The sequence below is a fragment of the Pseudomonas sp. lyk4-R2A-8 genome, from assembly GCF_030209095.1.
GTDB classification, from domain to species: Bacteria; Pseudomonadota; Gammaproteobacteria; order Pseudomonadales; family Pseudomonadaceae; genus Aquipseudomonas; species Aquipseudomonas quebecensis.
On record NZ_JARVSS010000003.1, the window covers coordinates 114,132 to 137,200 of the forward strand.

Consider the following 23,069-nt stretch of genomic DNA (forward strand, 5'->3'; position numbering starts at 1 on the left):
ACCGTCAGCCAGGTCGAGCGGCAGGCCGGCCAAGTGGAAGTAGTCTCCGACTCCAGCAACCAGGCGGTCCGTGGCCAGCGCACGCAGATCGAACAGGTCGCGACAGCGATGAACCAGATGTCTTCAACGGCCCAGGAAGTGGCGCGCAACGCCGCCGCCGCAGTGGGCAGCGCCCAGCGTGTCAACGAGGAAACCGTCAACGGCCGGGGCCTGGTGCACTCCCAGCAGAGCAGCATTGCGTGTCTGGCGACGGAGATCGACCAATCGGTGCGGGCCATCCATCAATTGGCCACCGACAGCCAGGCCATCAGTCGCGTATTGGATGTGATCAAAAGCATCGCCGAGCAAACCAACCTGCTGGCGCTCAACGCGGCGATCGAGGCGGCGCGCGCTGGTGAGCAGGGCCGTGGTTTCGCGGTGGTGGCCGACGAAGTGCGCACCCTGGCGCGCCGCACACAGCAGTCCACCGAAGAGATCGAGCAGATGATCAGCCGCCTGCACCAAGGCGTGGAGGCGGCCGTCACGGCCATGGGCAGCAGCCATGAAATGGCCAATGGCACGGTCGGGCAATCGGAAAAGGTCCAGCAAGCCCTGGACAATATTCTCGGCGCCGTCGGCCTGATCGTGGACCAGAACCAGCAGATCGCCGCTGCCGTGGAGCAGCAGACCGCCGTGGCCCACGATATCGACCAGAACATCGTCGAAATCAATCGTGCCGGCGAGCATGCCGCCGACGGCGCACAACAGACGGCGGCGGCCAGTCGACAGTTATCGCTGCAGGTAGTCGAGTTGAAGCAATTGATCGGCGCGTTTCGCGTGTAGGGCGCAGGTGTAGGACTAGCCGTTTAGAGCTGTGGTGCGGGTCTGAATTTTCGCGAGCGCCTTTTCTGTTCACGTAAATGAGTGAAAATTTATTTCACTCAAACCGGGAACCGAGGAGGCACCACGATGACCGCTGCACTCGGCATCAAAGGGCATTGCGCCCATTGCGACATCACGTTTGAACTCAAGCCTTGGCAGTTGAATGCCATCGCCATCGAGGAGCCGTTCGATTGCCCGTATTGCCAGCGAATCCTGCAGTTGAACTGCCCTGTGCAGTTGCGTCATTTCAAGGCGCTTGACCGTTGGGCGCTGGTGCGGCCGAGCATGGTGGCATTAACCTGCATGGTGCTGATCGTGGCGCTGGTGGCTGAGTGGCTTGGGCTGATCAGCGTGATCGGGCAGTTCAACATTTCACTGATGGTGGTGCTGCTGCATTGCCTGGTACTGCGCTATGCGCGTCACCGCCAGCGCATGACCCTGGACCTGCACGTTGTCAGCCCCGCGCTACCAATTGAACAGCTCGCGCGCATTGCGGGTGCTCGCCTCAGCCAGCGCTAGCGGGCTGAGGCCCATGCGTTCGGCCAGGGCGCGGCAGATGTCCGGCAGGTGCTCGGGGCTGTTGCGCTGGCCGGGATACATGGCGGGCGGCATGTCGGGCGAGTCGGTTTCCAGCACCACCGCGTCCAGCGGCAGGTGCGCCAGCACCTTGTGCATACGCAGCGCCTGGGGCCAGGTCGCGGCACCGCCCAGGCCCAGTTTGAAACCGAGCTTGATGTATTCGCGGGCTTCCTCACGGCTACCGGCAAACGCATGGATGATGCCGCCACGTGGCACGCGTAGGCGCTTGAGGGTGGCAATCACCGCCGCATGGCTGCGACGCACGTGCAGCAAGGCGGGCAGCTGAAAATCCACGGCCAGCCGCAGTTGCGCCTCGAACAGGTGTTGCTGACGCTCGCGGTCCAGGTCTTCGAGGAAATAATCCAGGCCGATCTCGCCCACCGCACACAGCTGCCGATGGCCGCGCAGGCGAGTCAGCCAGTCACCCAGTTCGGACAGGTCGGCGGGGCGGTGATCGTCCAGATACACCGGGTGAAGGCCGAACGCAGCGAACAGGCCGTCATCGGTCTGCACCAAGTCCCACAGCCGCTGCCAATTCTGCCGATACACCCCCAGCACCACCATGCGCTGTACGCCCAGCTCGCGGCTATGGGCGAGGACTTCCCGGCGGTCGCTGTCGAACTCCGGGAAGTCCAGGTGGGTGTGGGTGTCGATCAGCGTCACGTTCACGCCTCGTGAATACGCTGCTTGAAGGTGCGGCCGATGGCGTGCACGCCCGGTTGGTACTGCTCTTCTTCAATGGCGGCCAAGGCCAGGCGCAGCGCGGTGTCGGCGATCAACTGATGCTGCTGGGCCATGGCGTTGACCGGCAGCGGCAGGAAGTCCAGCAGTTGAGTGTCGCCGAACGTGCCCAGGCGCAGGGGGCGCGATTTGAGCGGATAGTCGTGCAGTGCATCGAACACGCCTTGCAGCAGGACATAGGACGTGGTCACCAGCGCGTCAGGCAAGTGGCCCAGCCGCTGTAGCAATTGCTCCATCAATTGTCGGCCACAGTCGCGACTGAACGCTTCACAGTGCTCGATGAGCATCTCACCGGTAAAACCCTGCAGGGCTTGCTGAAAACCGGCGGCGCGCTCCTGGCTGATGCTCAGCTCGGGGCGTGCGCCGATCAGTACGATTTGCTTGGGCAGCGGTTGCAGCAGGCTGCTGGTTAACTGATGGCAGGCCTGACGGTCGTCGCTGACCACCGAGCAGAACTGTGTCGACTCCATCACCCGGTCAATCGCGATCACCGGCAGGCCCTTGGCTTGCAATTCACGGTAACTGTCATCGCTGGTGGGCAGGCAACTGGCCACGAATAACGCATCGCAACGTCGGGCGCGGAACAACTGCAGTAATTGGCGCTCGCTGTCGGCGTCGTCGTCGGAGCTGGCGATCAGCAGCTGATAGCCCCGCGCGCGCGCGCCTTGCTCCAGCAATTTGGCGATGCGTGCGTAACTGGGGTTTTCCAGGTCAGGCAGAATAAAGCCCAGCGTGCGCGTGTGCCGGCTGCGTAGCCCGGCGGCCTGGGGGTTCGGCGTAAAGCCGTGGGCGTCGACGACCGCTCGCACCCGCTCGACGGTCGCGTGGCTGATGCGTTGCTGGGCGGCTTTGCCGTTGATGACATAACTGGCGGTGGTCACGGACACACCGGCCAGACGTGCGATATCACTGAGTTTCAAACCGGGATTTCCTTGTTTTTTGGAGCTCGCCCCGACATTTTGTCCAATCGTAACCGATTCCGGCGCACGACCAATGTCCCAGCTCAATCGCCGAGTGGTCCTTCAAGGATGCACAATTAACGCGTAATCTGCCTTAAATTCTAGATTAAACGTTTCAGCCAGCGTATTTTTACGACGTTCGCGACCGAGCGGCTCCTGCCAACTGACCGCTCAGTCAGTGATTTTCAAACACCCCTACACTGTTTTATTCAAAACAATACCTAGTGCGCCCAGCGCACTCACTAGGAGAACGGCATGCTTGAGCTCACTGTAGAGCAGATATCCATGGGCCAGGTGGCTGTGGATAAATCTGCTGCCTTGCACCTGCTCGCTGACACACTGGTGGCCGACGGCCTGGTCGCCGAAGGCTATTTAAGCGGCCTGCAAGCCCGTGAAGCCCAGGGCTCGACGTTTCTCGGCCAAGGTATTGCGATCCCCCACGGCACCCCCGAAACCCGCGATCAGGTGTTCTCCACCGGCGTGCGCCTGCTGCAGTTCCCCGAAGGGGTGGACTGGGGCGACGGCCAGGTCGTGTACCTGGCCATCGGCATCGCCGCCCAGTCCGACGAACACCTGCGCCTGCTGCAACTGCTCACCCGCGCCCTCGGCGAGACCGACCTGGGTGAGGCGCTGCGTCGCGCCGCCTCCGCGCAAGCTCTGCTGAAATTGCTGCAGGGTGCACCGCAGGAGCTGGCGCTGGATGCGCAGATGATCAGCCTGGGCGTGTCCGCCGATGATTTCGAAGAGCTGGTCTGGAGAGGGGCACGCCTGCTGCGCCAGGCCGATTGCGTCAGCAACGGCTTCGCCGCCGTATTGCAACAGGTCGATGCACTGCCATTGGGCGATGGCCTGTGGTGGCTGCACAGCGAGCAAACCGTCAAACGTCCGGGCCTGGCGTTCGTCACCCCGGACAAACCCATGCGTTACCTTGGCCAGCCGCTCAACGGCCTGTTTTGCCTGGCCAGCCTGGGCGAAGCGCACCAGGCCCTGCTTGAGCGTTTGTGTGCGCTGCTGATCGAAGGCCGTGGCCAGGAACTGGGCCGCGCCACCAGCAGTCGCGCGGTGCTTGAAGTACTGGGCGGCGAACTGCCGGCGGACTGGCCGAGCGCGCGCATCACCCTGGCCAACGCCCACGGCCTGCATGCGCGGCCGGCGAAGATCCTCGCGCAGTTGGCCAAAAGTTTTGACGGCGATATCCGCGTGCGCGTCATCGACGGCCCGGCCACCGCGGTGTCGGTCAAGAGCCTGAGCAAGCTGCTCAGCCTCGGCGCTCGCCGCGGTCAGGTGTTGGAGTTTGTCGCCGAACCCGGCATCGCCGGTGATGCGTTGCCGGCACTGTTGGCGGCGGTAGAAGAGGGGCTCGGTGAGGCGATCGAGCCGCTGCCGACCGTCAGCGCGCAACCCGCAACCGTGGACATAGAACCGGTGATCAGCGCGCCAGCGTCAGGCAGCCAGATCCAGGCGATCGCCGCTGCGCCGGGAATTGCTATCGGCCCGGCCCATGTCCAGGCCCAGCAGGTGTTCGACTACCCGCTGCGCGGCGAGTCGTGCGCGATTGAGCGTCAGCGTTTGCAGGCCGCCCTTGCCGACGTGCGCGGTGATATCCACGGCCTGATCGAGCGCAGCCCGTCCAAGGCGATCCGCGAGATTTTCATCACCCACCAGGAAATGCTCGACGACCCGGAACTCACCGACGAAGTCGACACGCGCCTCAAGCAAGGCGAAAGCGCCGAAGCCGCGTGGATGAGCGTAATTGAGGCCGCCGCCAAACAGCAGGAATCGTTGCAGGATGCGCTGCTCGCCGAGCGTGCCGCCGACCTGCGCGATGTCGGCCGCCGAGTGCTGGCGCAACTGTGCGGCGTCGAAACCGCGCAGGAACCGAACGAACCTTACATCCTGGTAATGGACGAGGTCGGCCCCTCCGACGTGGCGCGCCTGGACCCGGCCCGCGTCGCCGGTATCCTCACCGCTCGCGGCGGCGCCACGGCCCACAGCGCCATCGTCGCCCGCGCGCTCGGCATCCCCGCGCTGGTCGGCGCCGGCTCGGCGGTGCTGCTGCTTGCCGCCGGTACGCCGCTGCTGCTGGATGGCCAGCGCGGGCGCCTGCATGTGGACCCCGACACAGCCACCCTGCAACGCGCCACCGTCGAGCGCGATACCCGTGAACAACGCTTGCAGGCGGCCTCGGCCCAGCGCCACGAACCGGCGCTGACCCGTGACGGGCATGCGGTGGAAGTGTTCGCCAACATCGGCGAGAGCGCCGGCGTTGCTGCTGCGGTGGAGCAGGGCGCCGAAGGCATCGGCCTGTTGCGCACCGAGCTGATTTTCATGGCCCATCCGCAAGCCCCGGATGAAGCCACCCAGGAGGCCGAATACCGCCGCGTGCTCGACGGCCTCGGCGGACGCCCACTGGTGGTGCGCACCCTTGATGTGGGTGGCGACAAGCCCTTGCCTTACTGGCCGATTGCCGAGGAAGAAAACCCTTTCCTGGGTGTGCGCGGCATCCGCCTGACCTTGCAGCGCCCGCAGATCATGGAAGCGCAATTGCGCGCGCTGTTGCGCTCGGCGGACAACCGCCCGCTGCGCATCATGTTTCCCATGGTCGGCAGCGTCGACGAGTGGCGCGCCGCCCGTGATATGACCGAGCGCCTGCGCCTGGAAATCCCGGTGGCCGACCTGCAACTGGGGATCATGATCGAAGTGCCGTCGGCGGCCTTGCTGGCGCCGGTGCTGGCCAAGGAAGTGGACTTTTTCAGTGTCGGCACCAACGACCTGACCCAATACACCCTGGCCATCGACCGTGGCCACCCGACCTTGTCGGCCCAGGCCGATGGCTTGCACCCGGCGGTGTTGCAATTGATCGATATCACCGTGCGCGCCGCCCATGCCCATGGCAAATGGGTTGGCGTGTGCGGCGAACTGGCGGCGGACCCGTTGGCGGTGCCGGTGCTGGTGGGCCTGGGGGTGGACGAGCTGAGCGTGTCGGCGCGCAGCATTCCCGAAGTGAAGGCGCGTGTGCGCGAATTCAGTCTGAGCCAGGCCCAGCGCCTGGCACAACAAGCACTGGCGGCAGATTCCCCCGCCGATGTGCGAGCCCTCGTGGAGGCGGTGTAAATGGCAAGGATTCTGACCCTGACGCTGAACCCGGCGTTGGATCTCACGGTGCGCCTGGCCCGCCTGGAACCGGGTGAAGTCAACCGCAGCGAAACCCTGCTGACCCACGCTGCCGGCAAGGGCGTGAATGTGGCGCAGGTGCTGGCCGACCTGGGGCATCAGCTGACCGTGGGCGGTTTTCTCGGTGCGGACAACCCGCAGGCCTTTGAAGCGCTGATCGCCCGTCGTGGTTTTGCCGACGCGTTTATCCGCGTGCCGGGGGAAACCCGCAGCAATATCAAGATCGCCGAGCAGGACGGTCGCGTCACCGACATCAATGCACCGGGGCCGCTGGTGAGCGAGCAGGCGCAACAGGCCTTGCTCAACCAGCTCACTCTGATCGCTCCCGGTCACGATGCGGTGGTGGTCGCCGGCAGCTTGCCGCGTGGCGTCAGTGCGCAGTGGTTGCACGATGTGTTGGTGCAGTTGAAGGGCCTCGGTTTGAAAGTCGCCCTGGACACCAGCGGCGAGGCGCTGCGTGCCGGCCTGCGTGCCGGACCGTGGTTGGTCAAGCCGAACACCGAAGAACTGGCCGATGCCCTCGACTGCTCCACCGATTCCCTCGAACAGCAACGCCAGGCCGCGCAGCGCCTGCACGCTCAGGGCGTGGAGCATGTCGTGGTGTCCCATGGCGCCGACGGTGTGAACTGGTTCAGCCCGACGGTGGCGCTGCATGCCACGCCGCCCAAGGTCAGCGTGGCCAGCACCGTGGGTGCCGGGGACTCGTTGCTGGCCGGCATGCTCCACGGTCTGCTCAGTGACGAGGCGCCCGAGCAGACCCTGCGTCGCGCCACGGCGATTGCCGCCATGGCCGTGACGCAGATCGGTTTCGGCATCAGCGATGACGCGCAGTTGGCGCATCTGCAAAGCGGCGTCGATGTACGCCCGCTCACAGAACAATAAGAGGGTTAGTCATGAAGTTAGCCATTGTTACTGCCTGCCCCAACGGCATGGTCACCAGTGTGCTGTGCGCCCGCTTGCTGGACGCCGCCGCGCAACGCCAGGGCTGGAGCACCAGTGTCGAAGTAGTGGATGTGCAACACCCCGAGCGTGCGTTATCCGAAGCGACCCTGGCCGCCGCCGAGTGGGTGTTGCTGGTCAGCAGCACGCCGGTGGATATGCAGCGCTTCGTCGGCAAGCGCGTGTTCCAGAGCACACCGGCCCAGGCGTTGGCGGATGTGGAGGCGGTGTTGCGTCGCGGCGCTGAAGAGGCCCAGGTGTATGTCGCCAGCCAGGCGCCCGTGGCGGCGAAAAACGCCCCGCGCATCGTCGCCATCACCGCGTGCCCGACCGGCGTGGCCCATACCTTTATGGCCGCCGAAGCCTTGCAGCAGACGGCCAAGCGCCTGGGTTACGACTTGCAGGTCGAGACCCAGGGCTCGGTGGGCGCGCGTACGCCGCTGAGCGCCGAAGCCATTGCCAAGGCCGACGTAGTGCTGCTGGCGGCGGATATCGAAGTGGCCACCGAACGCTTTGCCGGCAAGAAGATTTACCGTTGCGGCACCGGTATTGCCCTCAAACAATCGGAAGCGACCCTGAACAAAGCCCTGGCCGAAGGCACGGTGGAGAGCGCGGCCGGTGCAGCGGTAGCCAAGCCGGAAAAAACCGGGGTCTATAAGCACCTGCTTACTGGTGTGTCGTTCATGTTGCCGATGGTGGTGGCGGGCGGCTTGCTGATCGCCCTGTCGTTTGCGTTCGGCATCCATGCGTTCGAACAGGAAGGCACCCTGGCGGCGGCGTTGAAAACCGTCGGCAACAGCGCGTTTACCTTGATGGTGCCGCTGCTGGCCGGTTATATCGCCTATTCGATTGCCGACCGTCCGGGGATCGCGCCGGGCATGATTGGCGGCCTGCTCGCCGGTACTTTGGGCGCGGGCTTTATCGGCGGCATTTTTGCCGGTTTCCTGGCCGGTTACTGCGTCAAAGGGGTCACGCGCGTGGTGCGCCTGCCGCAGAGCATGGAAGCCCTCAAGCCGATTCTGATCATCCCGTTGCTGGCGAGCCTGTTCACCGGCCTGGCGATGATCTACCTGGTGGGCCCGCCGGTGGCGCGCATGCTCAGCGGCCTGACTGAGTTCCTCAGCACCATGGGCACCACCAATGCCGTGCTGCTGGGTATTCTGCTGGGCGGCATGATGTGCGTGGACCTGGGGGGGCCGATCAACAAGGCTGCGTATGCATTTTCGGTCGGCCTGCTCGCCGCCCATAGCGGCGCGCCGATGGCCGCGACCATGGCCGCCGGCATGGTGCCGCCCATCGGCATGGGCATCGCCACGCTGCTGGCGCGGCGCAAATTCGCCCAGACCGAACGCGAAGCCGGCAAGGCCGCGATGATCCTCGGTATGTGCTTTATCTCCGAAGGTGCGATCCCTTTCGCCGCCAAGGACCCGCTGCGCGTGATCCCGGCGAGCATCGCCGGCGGTGCGTTGACCGGCGCGCTGTCGATGTACTTCGGCTGCGTACTGGCTGCGCCCCACGGTGGTTTGTTTGTGCTGGTGATCCCGAATGCGATCAACCATGCGTTGCTGTATCTGCTGGCGATCGTTGCGGGCAGCCTGCTGACCGGGGTGGTGTATGCGCTGATCAAGCGGGCGGAAGTGGTGGAGCTGAGCGTCGCGCCGGCCAACGCCTGACACGGTCCGGCAGGGCCTGAACATGTGGAAGGGGGCAAGCCCCTCCACATTTGGATCTCGGCTCAGCGCAGGGTGAGTGTCACATCCGCTTCATTCCCGTATGGTTAAGTGCCTCTTTTGAGACTCAAGAGGGCACCTGCATGAGCCACTTCGATCTGGGCCGTCGCCGCGTGATGCAAGCCGTCGGCGCCGGTCTGTTACTGCCGGGCCTGGCGCCGGCGGTGATTGCGTCGGTCAAGGACCGGCCGCAACTCACCGATGGCGTGCAGTCCGGCGATCTGCTGGGCGACCGCGCGATGATCTGGAGCCGCAGCGACCGCCCGGCGCGGATGGTGGTGGAATGGGACACCCGCAGTGTGTTCAGCAACCCGCGCCGTTTCGTCTCGCCGCTGGCCGACAGCCGCACGGACTTCACCGCCCGCGTAGAACTCACCGGGTTGCCCGCCGACCAGGCGATTTTCTACCGCGTGCACTTCGAAGACGCCCAGAGCGGCGTTTCCAGCGAACCGTGGTTCGGCCATCTGCGCAGCGTGCCGCAACAGCGCCGCGATATTCGCTTCGTGTGGAGTGGCGACACCGTCGGCCAGGGCTTCGGCATCAACCCGGATATCGGCGGCATGCGCATCTACGAAGCCATGCGCCTGCGTCTGCCGGACTTCTTTATCCACAGCGGCGACACCATCTACGCCGACGGCCCGGTGCCGGCACAACTGGCGACCGAAAGCGGGCGCATCTGGCGCAATATCACCACCCAAGCCAAGAGCAAAGTCGCCGAAACCCTGGACGAATACCGCGGCAACTATCGCTACAACCTCATGGATGAAAACGTGCGCCGTTTCAACGCCGAGGTGCCGCAGATCTGGCAGTGGGACGACCACGAGGTGATCAACAACTGGTCGTCGAGCAAGCAGTTGGACGAGCGCTACCAGACCCGCGATATCAACACGCTCGTAGGCCGTGCACGCCAGGCCTGGCTGGAGTATTCGCCGATGCGCCGCCAAAGCGCCGACGGCGGCGGGCGCATCTATCGCAAGCTCAGTTATGGCCCGCTGCTGGATGTATTTGTGCTCGACATGCGCAGCTACCGTGGCCCGAATGATGACAACCTGGGGGCGGCCAAACCGTTTCTCGGTCGTGAACAATTGGACTGGCTCAAGGGCGAACTCAAGGGTTCAACGGCGCAATGGAAAGTCATCGCCGCCGACATGCCTATCGGCCTGGGCGTGCCCGACGGCGAAGTCAGCCCCGGCGTGCCGCGCTGGGAGGCCATTGCCAACAATGATCCAGGCCCGGCCCAGGGGCGCGAGCTGGAAATCGCTGAGTTACTGGGTTTTCTGCGCGCACAGCAGGTACGTAACCATGTGTGGCTGACAGCCGATGTGCACTACTGCGCCGCGCACCACTACCATCCCGATCGCGCCGCGTTCCAGGATTTTGAACCGTTCTGGGAGTTCGTCGCCGGGCCGTTGAACGCCGGCAGCTTCGGGCCCAATCCGCTGGATAAAACGTTTGGGCCTGAAGTGGTGTTCGAAAAAGCGCCACCGGCGCAGAACACCTCGCCGTTTGCAGGGTTTCAGTTTTTTGGCGAGGTGAATATCGATGGCCAGACGGGGGAGTTGACGGTGATCCTGCGCGACTTGGATGGAGTCTCGGTATTCGAACAGAAGTTGCAACCCACCTGACTTGAAATGCAATTCCAATGTGAGAGGGGGCTTGCCCCCGATGACGGTGTGACAGTCGTTTATCAGACGAGCGATCCACCGCTATCGGGGGCAAGCCCCCTCCCACAGTGGATCGCGCGGCGTTCCAGGATTTCGAGCCGTTCCGGGAGTTTGTCGCCGGGCCTGAAGTGGTATTCGAAAAAGCGCCACCGGCGCAGAACACTGACTTGAAATGCAATCCCAATGTGGGAGGGGGCTTGCCCCCGATGACGGTGTGACAGTCATTTATCAGACGAGCGATCCACCGCTATCGGGGGCAAGCCCCCTCCCACAGTGGATCGCGCGGCGTTCCAGGATTTCGAGCCGTTCCGGGAGTTTGTCGCCGGGCCTGAAGTGGTGTTCGAAAAAGCGCCACCGGCACAGAACACTGACTTGAAATGCAATCCCAATGTGGGAGGGGGCTTGCCCCCGATGACGGTGTGACAGTCATTTATCAGACGAGCGATCCACCGCTATCGGGGGCAAGCCCCCTCCCACAGTGGATCGCGCGGCGCTCCAGGATTTCGAGCCGTTCTGGGAGTTTGTCGCCGGGCCTGAAGTGGTGTTTGAAAAAGCGCCACTGGCACAGAACACTGACTTGAGATGCAATCCCACATTGGGTGACCTCAGTAGACGTCGCGGCGATAGCGGCCTTGTTCGATCAAGCGCTCCATCGCCTCACGGCCGAGGATATCCACCAGCGCCTGATCCACCCCGGCAGCCATCCCCTGCAAGCTGCCGCACACATAAATCGCCGCGCCATCGGCCAGCCATCGGCGCAGTACATCCGCCGACTCGCGCAGGCGATCCTGCACGTAGATTTTCTCTGCCTGATCGCGGGAGAACGCCAGGTCCAACAGCGCCAGATCGCCGCTGGCCAGCCAGCCTTGCAGCTCGTCCCGGCACAGGTAGTCGTGGGCGATATTGCGTTCGCCGAACACCAGCCAGTTGCGCTGCTGGCCTTGGGCAATGCGCGCTTTAAGCAAGCTGCGCAGGCCGGCCAGCCCGGTGCCGTTGCCCAGCAGGATCAGCGGCACCGGCGCGTCCGGCAGGTGGAAGCCACTGTTGCGTCGCAGACGCAGGCTGATCGCGCCGCCGAGGGGCGCGTGTTCGGTGAGCCAGCCCGAGCCCAGGCCCAGGCGGCCGTCGGCGTGGCGTTCCTGACGTACGATCAATTCGAGCACACCGTCGCCGGCAATCGAGGCGATGGAATATTCGCGCATGCCCAGCGGCACCAGGGCGTCCACCAGCGCCTGGGCGTGCAGGCCGACCAGGTGCGCGCGGTTGTCCGGCAACTGGCGAGTGGCCAGGGCCTGGTCGAGGGTTTGTGCCAGCCCTTCGATCAGTACGCCGTCGCTGCCTTGCAGGCCCAGGCCCGCTAGAAAGTGCTCGACTGCCGACGGGGCGTTGCGCGGCAGGATTTCCACCAGGTCGCCGGCGTCCCACTGCTGCGACGACGTCGACGTGAGGCCCAGCAGGTACACGCCCGCGCCGACGCTGCCGGGGTTGAGCAGGGTGCGCTGGCTCAGTGTCCAGTGTTCGTACTGGGTGCTTGGCCAGGCGGCGGCCGGGGCGTGACCGGTCAGTTCGCCCAACTGTTGCTGCCAGTGCAGCAATGCGTGGGTGTCGCCGCTGTCCACTTCCACCGGGGCGAATAACGCTGTGCCGCCCTGGTTGGTCAGCCAGAAATGCAGACGCCGGGCGAAGCCGCAAAAGTGCGGGTATTGGCGATCGCCGAGGGCCAGCACTGAGTAGTTCAAGCCCTTGAGCGACAGGCCCTGGCCGAGCACGCTGCGCTCGAAGCCACGGGCATTGTCGGGCGCTTCACCGTCGCCGAAGGTGCTGACCACGAACAGCGCGTTGTGCGCCTGGCGCAGCTCATCCGCGCTGACGCTGCCCAGCGCCTGCACTTTCACCGGCAGGCCGGCAGCCTGCAGTTGCCCGGCGGTCTGCCAGGCCAGTTGTTCGGCGAAACCGCTCTGGCTGGCAAAGCCGATCAGCCACGCCGAGGCATCGCTGGGGTTGGCGCCGAGGCGCTGGCGAGCGTCGCGCACCTGGCGTTTTTTGCGACGGCGATCCAGGTACAGCAACCAGCCCGTGATAAAGAACAACGGCATCAACAGTGAACTGACGGTCAGCACGATCCGCCCGATCAAGCCAAAGTAGCTGCCGGTGTGCAGTGCATAAATGCTGGTCAGTAACTGAGCCTTGAGGCTCTTGCCGGCGTAGCGATCATGGGATTGGACCTCGCCGGTGGCCGGGTCCAGGTTGATCTGGTTGAGCGCGCGGTCATGGGGCGAGTCGCTCAGCAGGTAATACACGGTAGCCGGTTGCCCGGCAGCGCCAGGCATGCGGATGTTGTAGGCGCTCAGGTCAGGACCGGCGTTGCTGTAGAGGCTGCTCCAGATTGCGTCGTAGTTGGCCACCGGTGCCGGACCTGCGGGCGCTGGGCCGCGCGTGCGTACCCGTTCGTTCTGCGGGGCGTCGGACAGCAGTTGGGTCAGCCCTCGGCTGTACCAGTCGTAGGACCAGAACAACCCGGTGAGCGCCGCCAACAGATAAAACAGCAGGCACCAGGTGCCGAACACTGAGTGCAGGTCCCAATTGAAGCTGCGGCCCTTTTTGCGCCAGTCCAGGGTCAGCCAGGCGCGCCAGTTCGCGACCTGGCGCGGCCAGCGCAGGTACAGGCCGGAGAGGCAGAAGAACACCAGGATCAGGGTGCAGGCGCCGGTGATCTGCCGGCCGGTTTCGCCGATGGCGAGGAAGCGGTGCAGTTGCAGGATAAAACCCAACACATCCTGGCCGACGGCGTCGCCCAGGTACTCGCCGGTGTACGGGTCGAAGTAGCGCATCGGGCCACGCCGTTCACCCGGCGGCGGGGTGAAGGCCACGCGCGCGGCATTGCCGCTGTCGCGCTCTACCCACAGCATGGCGACGGTCTTGCCTTCGACGGCTTCGAGCTTGCGCACCAGTTCGGCCGGCGGCAGCACGCCGGCTTCGCGTTTTTGTACGTGCAGGACGCTGGGGTTGAGAGCCCGCAGTATTTCATCCTGGAACGACACGGCCGCTCCGGTGATCCCCATCAAGGCCAGCACCAGCCCGGCAGTAATGCCGAAAAACCAGTGCAACTGAAACAGGGTTTTCTTCAACACGTCGGACCGCCTCGTTCATCGGGATATAAGTGCCACGGCGCGCATTATGCCGTGGGTTGTCGAGAAACTTTGTTGTTTAACACGCAAAAGCCCCACGCATCCGATGCGTGGGGCTCAGGGCCGAGCGTTTAGAAATGGAAGCTGGTGGTCAGCAGCGCCGTGCGACCGGCGGCCTGGTTGGCGAAGTGCGCGGAGTAAGCCTTATCGTAGTAGACCTTATCGGTCAGGTTCTGCACGTTCAGTTGCAAGTCGACGTTCTTGGTCAGCTTGTAGCTGGCCATGGCGTCGTAGCGGGTATAGGACGGCACATACACGGTGTTGCCCACGTCGCCGTAAACCTGGTCGACATAGAACGCGCCGCCGCCAACGGTGAACTTGGGTGTAAGGGCATAGGTGGTCCACAGGCTGAAGGTGTTCTTCGGCGTGTTGGGCATCTGGTTGCCTTCGTTGGAGCCGGCGCTGATTACCCCGTTGCGACCGTTACGGCCAGCCTTGACCAGTTCGCTGTCCAGGTAGCTGTAGCCGGCGAACACTTGCCATTGCTCGGTGATTTTGCCGCTGGCGGACAATTCCACGCCGTCGACCCGCGACTCGCCGGCGTTCTGGTAGGTGAGGGCGTCCACCAGAATGCGGGTGTTTTTCTTCTCGGTGCGGAATACGGCGGCGGTCAGCGAAAGGCGGTCGTGGAACAGGTCCCACTTGGTGCCCAGCTCATAGTTGACGGTTTCCTCCGGTTGCAGATCGCTGGTGGCCGCGCCGGCAGACAGCGGGTTGCCGTCCGAGCCTTCGCCGACCAGGCCGCCGGGCGGGGTGGCCGAGGTGGCGTAGGAGGCATAGATGCTGCCGTTTTCCAGCGGTTTCCAGACCAGACCGGCCTGCCAGTTGAAGAATTGGCTGTCGTCCTTGATTTTGCTGCGTGCCTTGACCGTCGCACTAGGCACCGCATTGGTGTTGGCTTCGGTGTCGAAAGTGTCGTAGCGCAGGCCGACGTTAAGCAGCCATTTCGGGTCCAGTTCGATAGTGTCGAACACGTACGCGGCGCGGCTGGTGGCTTTGGTGTTGGTGCCGTTGTAGTTGCGCGCGACGGAACCGGTCCAGGCGTCGTCCGGGTTCGGGTTGCTCAATGAGGTGCATTGGCCGCCCAGGCCGCCTTTGGCCGGCGTGCACACCGGATTCGCGTTCGGGCTCACGGTGTAGCTGCTGACGCGGGTTTCTTCACCGGTGAATTCCAGGCCGGTGGAGTAGGTGTTTTTGAAGCCCAGGGCCTGGAAGCTGCCGAACAGGTCGGTCTGGTTGGTGGTCGTGGTGGTGGTGGATACACGCGAATTGGCCCGGCGCCATACGGTGCCGAACTTGTTCACGTTGAGTTTGCTGTCGTCGGGCTGGGTCAGCACGTAGTCCTGGCCGGTACTGCCGTGGCGCAGGGTGTTTTTCAGCGTCATGTTGTCGTTCAGGTCGTGCTCGATGGAGAACGTGCTGATGTCGGCGCGGGTCTTGCGGAAATCGCGGTCTTTGAGGCCGTAGAAGTTATTGCTGTCGCCGCCGTCGTTGGGTTTGTCGTGGACGTGGGCGGTGGCGGTGGCCGAACCGTAGCCGTAGGGAATCCCCGAGTCCGGCAGGTCGTCGCTTTCCAGGTGGTAGTAGCTGAGGTTGACGCGGGTGGGGGTGCCCAGGCCGAAGGTCAGCGAGGGCGCCACGCCCCAGCGGTCGTAATTGACCGCGTCGCGCCCGGCCACGTTCTGTTCGTGGCTCATCAGGTTCAGGCGGAATGCGGCGCTGTCGTCGAGGAACTGGCGGTTCACGTCGAGCACGTAGCGGCGGGTCTGGTCGGAACCGTAGGTGAAACCGCCGTTGGTGAAGTCCCGTGCCTGTGGGGTTTTGCTCACCAGGTTGAGGCTGCCACCGGCCGAGCCGCGTCCGCCGAAGGAAGAGTTCGGGCCTTTGCTGACTTCGATGGACTCGATGTCGAAAATCTCACGGCTCTGGCCGCCGGTGTCGCGCACGCCGTCCAGGTAGGTGTCGCCCTGTGCATCGAAACCGCGGATGAAGGGACGATCGCCCTGAGGGTTGCCGCCTTCACCGGCGCCGAAAGTGATGCCGGGTACGGTGCGCAAGGCATCCTGCAACGAGGTGGCGGCGGTGTCCTTGAGCACTTGTTGCGGCACTACCGTGACCGAGCGCGGCGTATCCACCAGCGGCGCGGTGTATTTCTGTGACGCGGCTTTTTCTACCTGATACGAGGTAGTGTCCTGCTCTTCGCCGGTGATGCTGGTGGCGCCCAGGGAGATGCTGTTGCGCTGGCTTTTTTGCTCAGTGTCCTCGGCCGCCTGTGCCAAGTGGGTCACCGTCGTTGCGCCAAGGGCAACGCCGATGGCCGAGGCCAGCAAACGTGGTGAACTGGCCGGAATTTTTTGTGCAGTGCGCGACATGTCGTGTCCTTTCCCCAAGGATGTAAGGCGGCGGAATATAGGGTGAACACGACTTTCTATCAATTGCGATACATTGCTAATTGCATTGAATTTACATTCTTTACACTTTTACCTTACGGTTTTTACGCGTTCATCCGTCTCCGGGTTTTACAGCGTTGATAAGAATCAATATCATTGGCGCCCCTCCGCACCCAGGTACCACCCCATGCTGCTGCACATTCCCGGCCTGTTCTCCCGCGAGGAGGTGCAACGCATTCGCCTGGCTCTGGAAAACGCCGATTGGGCCGACGGTAAAATCACCGCCGGGCACCAGTCCGCCAAGGCCAAGCACAACCTGCAATTGCCCGAAGGCCATCCCTTAGCCAAGGAAATCGGCGCGGCGATGCTCGAACGTCTGTGGCAAAACCCGTTGTTCATGTCGGCGGCGTTACCGCACAAAGTCTTTCCACCGTTGCTCAACTGCTACACCGCCGGCGGCAGTTTCGACTTTCATATCGATAACGCCGTGCGCCAACCCAAGGGCAGCCCTGAGCGCGTGCGCACCGATTTGTCGTCCACCGTGTTTTTCAGCGACCCCGACGACTACGACGGCGGTGAACTGGAGATCCAGGACACCTTCGGCCTGCAGCGAGTCAAGTTGCCGGCCGGCGATATGGTGCTGTACCCCGGTTCCAGCCTGCACAAAGTCAACCCTGTGACCCGGGGCGCGCGATACGCCTCATTCTTCTGGACCCAGAGCCTGGTGCGTGAAGACAGCCAGCGCACGCTGCTGTTCGAGATGGACGGCGCGATCCAGCAACTGACCCGCAATGTGCCCGATCATCCGGCGCTGATTCAGCTCACCGGCACCTACCACAACCTGTTGCGCCGGTGGGTCGAGGTCTGAGATGAGTTTCCTGTTGCGTCGCCAGGAAGTGCTCACGGTCGAGCAATTGCAGAACATGCTCGACGGCTCCCCGGTGCGGGCTGCCCAGGCGATTCTGATCGCGGCGAAGGAGGGCGTGGTCGATGCCCAGGCCTTGCTCGGGCAGATCCTGCTGGAAGGCCGTGGCATTGCCCGCGATGAAGCGCTGGCGCTGCGCTGGTTCCGCATCGCGGCGCAGGGCGGTCACCGCATGGCGCGCAATATGGTCGGCCGTTGCCTGGAGCACGGCTGGGGTTGCGCGGCCGATGCGGTGGCAGCGGCGCAGCACTACCGTCTGGCCGCCGAGGCGGGGCTGGATTGGGGGCAATACAACTACGCGAATCTGCTGGCGACCGGCCGCGGTGTGGTTGAGGATCAGGCGCAGGCACTGGCCTTTTATCGTCGGGCGGCGGAGCAAGGCCACGCCAAGTCGATGAACCTGCTGGGGCGCTATCTGGAAGACGGTCAGTATTGTGCGACGGATTTGGAGGCCGCCGTCGACTGGTATCGGCGCTCGGCCGAAGGTGGGGATTTTCGCGGGCAGTTCAGTTATGCGGCGGTGCTGGCCGACAGGGGCCAGGTCGAGACAGCGCTGCAGTGGTTGCGCAAGGCGTTGGCGGGCGGAAATCTCAAGTTCCTGCGGACGGCCCATAAGGCCTTGGCTGCGGCGAGTGATCCGCAGGTTCGAGCGATGGCCGAGGCGTATCGACAGCATGCCGCGACGCTCTGATCGTTCCCGCCTTGGGAACGATCAGAAGGGGCGGGTCAGACGTAGAACGACTTCAACGGCGGAAACCCATTGAACTCAACCGCGCTGTAGCTGGTGGTGTACGCACCGGTGGACAACCAGTACAAACGATCACCGATCGCCAGGTTCAGCGGCAGGCCGTACTTGTAGTTTTCATACATGATATCGGCGCTGTCGCAGGTCGGGCCGGCGATGACCACTTCTTCCATCTCGCCTTTCTTTTCGGTCCAGATCGGGAACTTGATGGCTTCGTCCATGGTTTCGATCAGGCCGGAGAACTTGCCCACGTCCGTGTATACCCAACGCTCGACGGCGGTGCGGGATTTACGCGCCACCAGCACCACTTCGCTGACCAGGATGCCGGCGTTGGCGATCAACGAACGGCCGGGTTCCAGGATGATTTCCGGCAGGTCATCACCGAAATCTTCCTTGAGGAAGCGGATGATTTCCTCGGCGTAGGTTTCCAGGCTGTTGGTGCGGGTGATGTAGTTGGCCGGGAAGCCGCCGCCCATGTTGATCAGCTTGAGGTGGATGCCGTCTTCTTCCTTCAGGCGCTCGAAGATCACTTTGACCTTGGCGATGGCCGCGTCCCACACGCTGATATCGCGTTGCTGCGAGCCGACGTGGAACGAGATGCCGTAAGGCACCAGGCCCAGGTCGCGGGCCAGGATCAGCAGGTCCATGGCCATGTCGGTCTGGCAACCGAATTTGCGCGACAGCGGCCAGTCGGCGGTGGTCGAGCCTTCGGTGAGAATGCGCACATACACTTTCGAACCCGGCGCGGCCTTGGCGATGTTGCGCAGGTCGGCTTCGGAGTCGGTGGAGAACAGACGCACGCCCTTCTCATAGAAGTAGCGGATGTCCTTGGATTTCTTGATGGTGTTGCCGTAGCTGATGCGGTCGGCGCTGACGCCGCGGTCCATGACCTTGTCCAACTCGTAGATCGACGCGATATCGAAGCTCGAGCCTTTGTCTTTCAACAGGTCGATGATCTCGACGGCCGGGTTGGCCTTGACCGCGTAATAAACCTTGGCGAATTCGAAACCGGCGCGCAGGTCATCGTAGGCCTGGCTGATCATCGCGGTGTCGATCACCACGAACGGGGTTTCTTGCTTGTCGGCGAACGCCTTCATTTTGTCAAAAGTGGCGCGCGCGAAATAATCTTCGACGTTGATCGACATGCTGGGAACTCCTAAGGGCAAACTGTATTGATCAATGGGTACAACTGAACGTCCTCCGTATCCCCACTTTGGTTCGCCTACTTCCCAAGGCATGTCGCCGAAAGCAAAAAGGCCATGGGATAAGCTGCCCTTGGCCTTGCTGTCTCGTCGTCAGTACTTGAGCCGGATGGATCGTTTCCAGCATGGACGTTCGGCGCGAACTTTAGGGCGTGAGGGGCCATAGATCAACTAAAAATGTCGCGTTTCTGCACGCGTTCGTCGCGCTGCGTTGTGCAGCTACTTATGTAACCGACCGGTGTGACGGATTGATGTTCCCCGGATGGGAGTAATTGAAGGTATTTCCCTGACAGATCACGGACCCAATGTGGGAGGGAGCAAGCCCCCTCCCACATAAGATCAGGCCAGGGCGGTCTCGGCGGGGGAGACGATGCTGGTCTTGCCCCCACGGGACTTACCGGAACTCAGGTACTCGGCAATCGACTCCTGGGTCACTTCACCCAGGAACACCCGCTCGGCATCCATCACCGGCAACCACGAGCGGTTGAACTCGTACATGCGCGACAACAGGATGCGCAAGTGCTCGTCGTACGCTGCGGTAGCGTTGAACTCGCGCAGGTATTGGCCGCAGGTGCCGGTCTGACGATGCAGGTCGCGACGGCGCACATAGCCCAGTGCCTTGTTCTCGGCGCAGGTCACCACCACATAGCGACGGTCCAGTTCGTCCATCAACTCCAGGGCTTCGGCCACCGGGGTTTCCGGGCTTACCGACGGAGCGTTGTCCGCCGCGTCTTCGGCCTTGACCAGCAGCAGGCGCTTGAGGGTGCTGTCCTGGCCCACGAAGTTGCTGACGAACTCGTCGGCCGGATGTGCCAGCAACGTGTCCGGGTGGTCGATCTGCAACAGCTTGCCGGCGCGGAAAATCGCAATCTTGTCGCCCAGCTTGATGGCTTCGTCGATGTCGTGGCTGACCATGATCACCGTCTTGTTCAGCGCCCGTTGCATCTCGAAAAACTCGTTCTGGATCATCTCGCGGTTGATCGGGTCGACCGCGCCGAAGGGCTCGTCCATCAGCAGCAACGGCGCATCCGCCGCCAGCGCGCGGATCACCCCGATGCGCTGCTGCTGGCCGCCGGACAGTTCACGCGGGTAGCGGTGCAGGTACTGCTTGGGTTCGAGCTTGATCATGCTCATCAACTCGCGGGCGCGGTCGTGGCATTTCTGCTTGTCCCAGCCGAGCAACTTGGGCACGACCACGATGTTTTCTTCGATGGTCATGTTGGGGAACAGGCCGATCTGCTGGATCACGTAGCCGATGTTACGGCGCAGGGTCACTTCGTCCAGGTCGGTGGTGTCTTCGCCGTTGATCAGGATCTTGCCCGAGGTGGGTTTGATCAGGCGATTGATCATCTTCAGCGTGGTGCTTTTGCCGCAGCCCGAAGGGCCGAGGAATACGCAAATCTCACCTTCGTTGACGGTCAGGCTCACGTCGTTCACGGCCGAAACAGTTTTGCCGTTGCTTTGAAAAGTCTTGGTCAGGTTTTGAAGTTCGATCATTTGAGTAGTCCTTTTGGAGTCAGCGAGCGTTGCAGCCATTGCAGAAGCAGGTCGGCGAAGATGGCCAGCAGGCTGACCAGCACGGCGCCGACGATCAGCATCGACATGTCGCTGCGGCTGATGGAGGCCAGAATCAGTACACCCAGGCCACCGGCGCCGATGGTGGCGGCGATGGTCATCACACCGATGTTCATCACCACCGCGGTGCGCACCCCGGCCAGAATCACCGGCACCGCGATCGGCAACTCGACCATGCGCAGGCGCTGGCCGAAGGTCATGCCGATGCCTTTGGCGGCTTCGCGAATGCCCGGTTCCACGCCGGTCAGGGCCAGGTAGGTGTTACGCATGATCGGCAACAAGGAGTAGAGGAACACGGCGGTGATTGCCGGCATCGGCCCCAGGCCCTGACCGAACTTGGAGTAGAACGGCAGCAGCAGGCCGAACAGGGCGATGGACGGCACGGTCAGCAACACCGTGGCGCTGGCCTGCAGCGGGCCGGCAAGCGTCGGGAAGCGCGTCATCAGCACGCCCAGGGGCACGCCGACGACGATTGCCAGAACGACTGCGATGCCAACCAGGGTGATGTGCTGCCAGGTCAGGTGCAGGACTTGGGCCCAATCAAGATGGGAAAAGGCGTTCAGGAATTCCATGTCTTCTCCTCGTTAGTTGATCGGATGCTGGCGCAGGAAGTCGGCGGCCACGGCGGACGGGCTTTCGTGGTCGACGTCGACGCGAGCATTGAGTTGACGCATGGTTTCGTCGTCGAACAGCGCGGCCAGCGGCTTGAGGTCGGCGGCCAGTTGCGGGTGCGCGTCCAGGTAGGCCTGGCGTACCACCGGTGCGGCGGTGTAGTCCGGGAAGTAGTGCTTGTCGTCCGCCAGCAGTTTTAATTTGAAGGCGTTCAGGCGCCCGTCGGTGGTGTAGACCAGGCCGGCGAACACCTGGCCATTACGCAGCGCGGTGTAGACCAGGCCAGCGTCCATCTGCCGGGTGTTCTTGCGGGTCAGGTTCATCTCATACAGCTTGACCATGCCGGCCAGACCGTCGGAGCGGTTGGCGAACTCGGTGTCCAGCGCGACCAGGCGATGTTCCCGGGTGTTTTCCGCCATCGCCTTGGTGAGGTCGCTGATGCTGTTGATCTCGGGATGTTCCTGCGCGACCTTCTGCGGCAGCGCCAGGGCGTAGGTATTGCTGAAGCGCGAAGGCGACAGCCAGACCAGGCCTTTTTTCGCGTCGAGTTCCTTGACCCGAGCGTAGGACTGTTCGCTGTCGAGTTTCTCGTCGATATGGTTGTAGGCCACCAGCGACACACCGGTGTATTCCCAGATCAGGTCCAACTGCCCGCTTTCCTGGGCACTGCGCGCCAGATTGCTGCCCAGGCCGCCGGTGACGCGGGCGTCATAGCCTTTGGTGTTGAGGTATTGGGAGGTGATTTCGGCGAGCAGGGTCTGTTCGGTGAACACCCGCGCGCCGATACGGATCACCGGTTTTTCGGCGGCTTGCGCAAACCCTGCGCACAGCAGGATGCAGCTCAGTATCAGTGTCAGCTTTTTCATGAGAATTCCTTTGCCAAGCCTTAAGACGGACGCAACCCGCGTTCCAGCCAGAGGCGGCTGGCCATGGTCACCAGACCGTCCAGCAACAAGGCCAGCAACGCGGTGCACGCAGCGCCGAGCAGCAGTTGCGGCTGGTTGTTCAGGGCGATGCCGGGAAAGATCAGGCTGCCCAGGCTGTTGGCGCCGATCAGAAACGCCAGGGGCGCGGTGCCCACATTGATCGCCAGCGCGACGCGCACGCCGCCGATGATGATCGGCACGGCGTTGGGCAACTCCACGCGAAACAACACCTGGCGCGGGGTCATGCCGATGCCGGTGGCGGCTTCCTTGAGCGAGCCTTGAACGTTTTTCAGGCCTTCGTAAGTGTTGCGCACGATGGGCAGGAGGGAGGCGAGGAACAGCGCGAAGATAGCCGGGCCGCTGCCGATGCCGAGGACGCCGAGGGCGATGGCCAGTACGGCCAGGGGAGGGACGGTGTTGCCGATGTTGAAGATCTGCATGAAGCGTTCTGCGCGCCCGACCATATGCGGTCGACTGAGCAGGATACCGGCGGGGATGCCCACAACGAGGGCCGCCAGCATGGAGACTAGAACGAGAACTAAGTGAGCTTGCAGGTAAAACAACAAATCGTCGCGGTACAACTCGATCGTGTTGATGCCGATCCAGTGGATCAGCAGGGCCAGGAGCGCGACGACAACCGCACCTCCTATCAGCCCTTTGCCATAGCGAATAGCCACAGGCGGACTCCTTTTTTCTTCTGTCGACGAACACATTCCTGCGTGGCATGCCATGGCTGGCTGTCAGCGGAAAGTGAACGCGAAATGCAGCTCGCCAATACCGTCAAAAGCGGTATGAGTTCGAGCCATAAGCGCAGCCTCGTCAGGCTAACTTGCTGATTTTTCAGCCCCTGTTACGAGTG

The 23,069-nt window shown here is 63.2% G+C and carries 17 protein-coding genes; 8 read left to right on the plus strand and 9 right to left on the minus strand.

From position 1 onward, the window contains the following. The first annotated feature begins 117 nt into the window (after positions 1 to 117). Together QRN10_RS25240 and QRN10_RS03970 are read left to right on the plus strand one after the other, a co-directional pair. Entirely contained in the window at positions 118 to 822 is a 705-nt protein-coding gene (locus QRN10_RS25240) for a methyl-accepting chemotaxis protein (protein WP_502941367.1), read from the plus strand. A gap of 126 nt (positions 823 to 948) precedes the next feature. Beyond that, a complete protein-coding gene (locus tag QRN10_RS03970) occupies positions 949 to 1,380 on the plus strand; it encodes a hypothetical protein (protein ID WP_181079649.1) in 432 nt (143 codons plus the stop codon). Here QRN10_RS03970 and QRN10_RS03975 read toward each other — a convergent pair. Both QRN10_RS03975 and cra read right to left on the minus strand, forming a co-directional pair. Continuing rightward, positions 1,327 to 2,103 carry a TatD family hydrolase gene (locus QRN10_RS03975; protein ID WP_181079650.1) on the minus strand — a complete coding sequence of 259 codons (777 nt, stop codon included), beginning with the start codon at positions 2,101 to 2,103 and terminating at the stop codon, positions 1,327 to 1,329. The genes QRN10_RS03970 and QRN10_RS03975 overlap by 54 nt on opposite strands. 2 nt (positions 2,104 to 2,105) lie before the next feature. Beyond that, positions 2,106 to 3,101, minus strand: coding sequence for a catabolite repressor/activator (gene cra / locus QRN10_RS03980; RefSeq protein WP_285427881.1), 996 nt, complete (start codon positions 3,099 to 3,101; stop codon positions 2,106 to 2,108). A 294-nt stretch (positions 3,102 to 3,395) separates the two neighbouring features. Here cra and ptsP point away from each other — a divergent pair, with 294 nt between their 5' ends. The 4 genes from ptsP to QRN10_RS04000 all read left to right on the plus strand — a co-directional run bounded on the left by ptsP (position 3,396) and on the right by QRN10_RS04000 (position 10,608). Next, a complete protein-coding gene (ptsP, locus tag QRN10_RS03985) occupies positions 3,396 to 6,254 on the plus strand; it encodes a phosphoenolpyruvate--protein phosphotransferase (protein ID WP_285427882.1) in 2,859 nt (952 codons plus the stop codon). Further along, positions 6,255 to 7,196 (plus strand): 1-phosphofructokinase, encoded by a 942-nt coding sequence (pfkB, locus tag QRN10_RS03990; protein WP_285427883.1) that lies wholly within the window; start codon positions 6,255 to 6,257, stop codon positions 7,194 to 7,196. A gap of 11 nt (positions 7,197 to 7,207) precedes the next feature. Then, entirely contained in the window at positions 7,208 to 8,926 is a 1,719-nt protein-coding gene (locus QRN10_RS03995; RefSeq protein WP_266245963.1) for a PTS fructose-like transporter subunit IIB, read from the plus strand. A 140-nt stretch (positions 8,927 to 9,066) separates the two neighbouring features. Then, positions 9,067 to 10,608, plus strand: a complete 1,542-nt coding sequence (locus QRN10_RS04000) for an alkaline phosphatase D family protein (protein ID WP_285427884.1) — start codon at positions 9,067 to 9,069, stop codon at positions 10,606 to 10,608. Between the two features lie 644 nt (positions 10,609 to 11,252). Here QRN10_RS04000 and QRN10_RS04005 read toward each other — a convergent pair. Beyond that, positions 11,253 to 13,778, minus strand: a complete 2,526-nt coding sequence (locus QRN10_RS04005; RefSeq protein WP_285427885.1) for a PepSY domain-containing protein — start codon at positions 13,776 to 13,778, stop codon at positions 11,253 to 11,255. A 128-nt stretch (positions 13,779 to 13,906) separates the two neighbouring features. After that, on the minus strand, positions 13,907 to 16,207 hold the full coding sequence (locus QRN10_RS04010; protein WP_181080580.1) for a TonB-dependent receptor: 2,301 nt from the start codon (positions 16,205 to 16,207) through the stop codon (positions 13,907 to 13,909). A 205-nt stretch (positions 16,208 to 16,412) separates the two neighbouring features. On the opposite strand from QRN10_RS04010, the gene QRN10_RS04015 reads away from it, so the two are divergent. Then, entirely contained in the window at positions 16,413 to 17,093 is a 681-nt protein-coding gene (locus QRN10_RS04015; protein WP_285427886.1) for a Fe2+-dependent dioxygenase, read from the plus strand. Between the two features lies 1 nt (position 17,094). After that, positions 17,095 to 17,841: a tetratricopeptide repeat protein gene (locus QRN10_RS04020; RefSeq protein ID WP_285427887.1), complete on the plus strand. Its 747-nt coding sequence runs from the start codon at positions 17,095 to 17,097 to the stop codon at positions 17,839 to 17,841. 35 nt (positions 17,842 to 17,876) lie between these two features. Here QRN10_RS04020 and QRN10_RS04025 read toward each other — a convergent pair whose 3' ends face one another. From QRN10_RS04025 to QRN10_RS04045, 5 genes are all read right to left on the minus strand, one after another. Continuing rightward, complete coding sequence (locus tag QRN10_RS04025) at positions 17,877 to 19,040, minus strand: type III PLP-dependent enzyme (protein WP_014716890.1); 1,164 nt, start codon at positions 19,038 to 19,040, stop codon at positions 17,877 to 17,879. Between the two features lie 396 nt (positions 19,041 to 19,436). Continuing rightward, a complete protein-coding gene (locus QRN10_RS04030) occupies positions 19,437 to 20,594 on the minus strand; it encodes an osmoprotectant ABC transporter ATP-binding protein OsmV (RefSeq protein WP_181080583.1) in 1,158 nt (385 codons plus the stop codon). Continuing rightward, the gene (locus QRN10_RS04035; protein ID WP_115129013.1) at positions 20,591 to 21,244 is read right to left on the minus strand and encodes an ABC transporter permease; all 654 of its coding nucleotides are present in this window, start codon (positions 21,242 to 21,244) and stop codon (positions 20,591 to 20,593) included. Before QRN10_RS04035 ends, QRN10_RS04030 begins: the two co-directional genes overlap by 4 nt. 12 nt (positions 21,245 to 21,256) lie before the next feature. Continuing rightward, on the minus strand, positions 21,257 to 22,150 hold the full coding sequence (locus QRN10_RS04040; RefSeq protein ID WP_266245965.1) for a glycine betaine ABC transporter substrate-binding protein: 894 nt from the start codon (positions 22,148 to 22,150) through the stop codon (positions 21,257 to 21,259). Between the two features lie 20 nt (positions 22,151 to 22,170). Continuing rightward, on the minus strand, positions 22,171 to 22,923 hold the full coding sequence (locus tag QRN10_RS04045) for an ABC transporter permease (RefSeq protein ID WP_232925194.1): 753 nt from the start codon (positions 22,921 to 22,923) through the stop codon (positions 22,171 to 22,173). Between the last annotated feature and the right edge of the window lie 146 nt (positions 22,924 to 23,069).

Bases quoted from the DNA above. Each gene is read 5' to 3' on its own strand.
- QRN10_RS04045 (WP_232925194.1), bottom strand. From the start codon at position 22,923: ATGTGTTCGTCGACAGAAGAAAAAAGGAGTCCGCCTGTGGCTATTCGC.
- QRN10_RS04025 (WP_014716890.1), bottom strand. From the start codon at position 19,040: ATGTCGATCAACGTCGAAGATTATTTCGCGCGCGCCACTTTTGACAAA.
- QRN10_RS04010 (WP_181080580.1), bottom strand. From the start codon at position 16,207: ATGTCGCGCACTGCACAAAAAATTCCGGCCAGTTCACCACGTTTGCTG.
- QRN10_RS04020 (WP_285427887.1), top strand. From the start codon at position 17,095: ATGAGTTTCCTGTTGCGTCGCCAGGAAGTGCTCACGGTCGAGCAATTG.
- QRN10_RS03970 (WP_181079649.1), top strand. From the start codon at position 949: ATGACCGCTGCACTCGGCATCAAAGGGCATTGCGCCCATTGCGACATC.
- ptsP (WP_285427882.1), top strand. From the start codon at position 3,396: ATGCTTGAGCTCACTGTAGAGCAGATATCCATGGGCCAGGTGGCTGTG.
- pfkB (WP_285427883.1), top strand. From the start codon at position 6,255: ATGGCAAGGATTCTGACCCTGACGCTGAACCCGGCGTTGGATCTCACG.
- QRN10_RS04035 (WP_115129013.1), bottom strand. From the start codon at position 21,244: ATGGAATTCCTGAACGCCTTTTCCCATCTTGATTGGGCCCAAGTCCTG.
- QRN10_RS04030 (WP_181080583.1), bottom strand. From the start codon at position 20,594: ATGATCGAACTTCAAAACCTGACCAAGACTTTTCAAAGCAACGGCAAA.
- QRN10_RS04040 (WP_266245965.1), bottom strand. From the start codon at position 22,150: ATGAAAAAGCTGACACTGATACTGAGCTGCATCCTGCTGTGCGCAGGG.
- QRN10_RS04015 (WP_285427886.1), top strand. From the start codon at position 16,413: ATGCTGCTGCACATTCCCGGCCTGTTCTCCCGCGAGGAGGTGCAACGC.
- QRN10_RS04000 (WP_285427884.1), top strand. From the start codon at position 9,067: ATGAGCCACTTCGATCTGGGCCGTCGCCGCGTGATGCAAGCCGTCGGC.
- QRN10_RS25240 (WP_502941367.1), top strand. From the start codon at position 118: ATGTCTTCAACGGCCCAGGAAGTGGCGCGCAACGCCGCCGCCGCAGTG.
- QRN10_RS03995 (WP_266245963.1), top strand. From the start codon at position 7,208: ATGAAGTTAGCCATTGTTACTGCCTGCCCCAACGGCATGGTCACCAGT.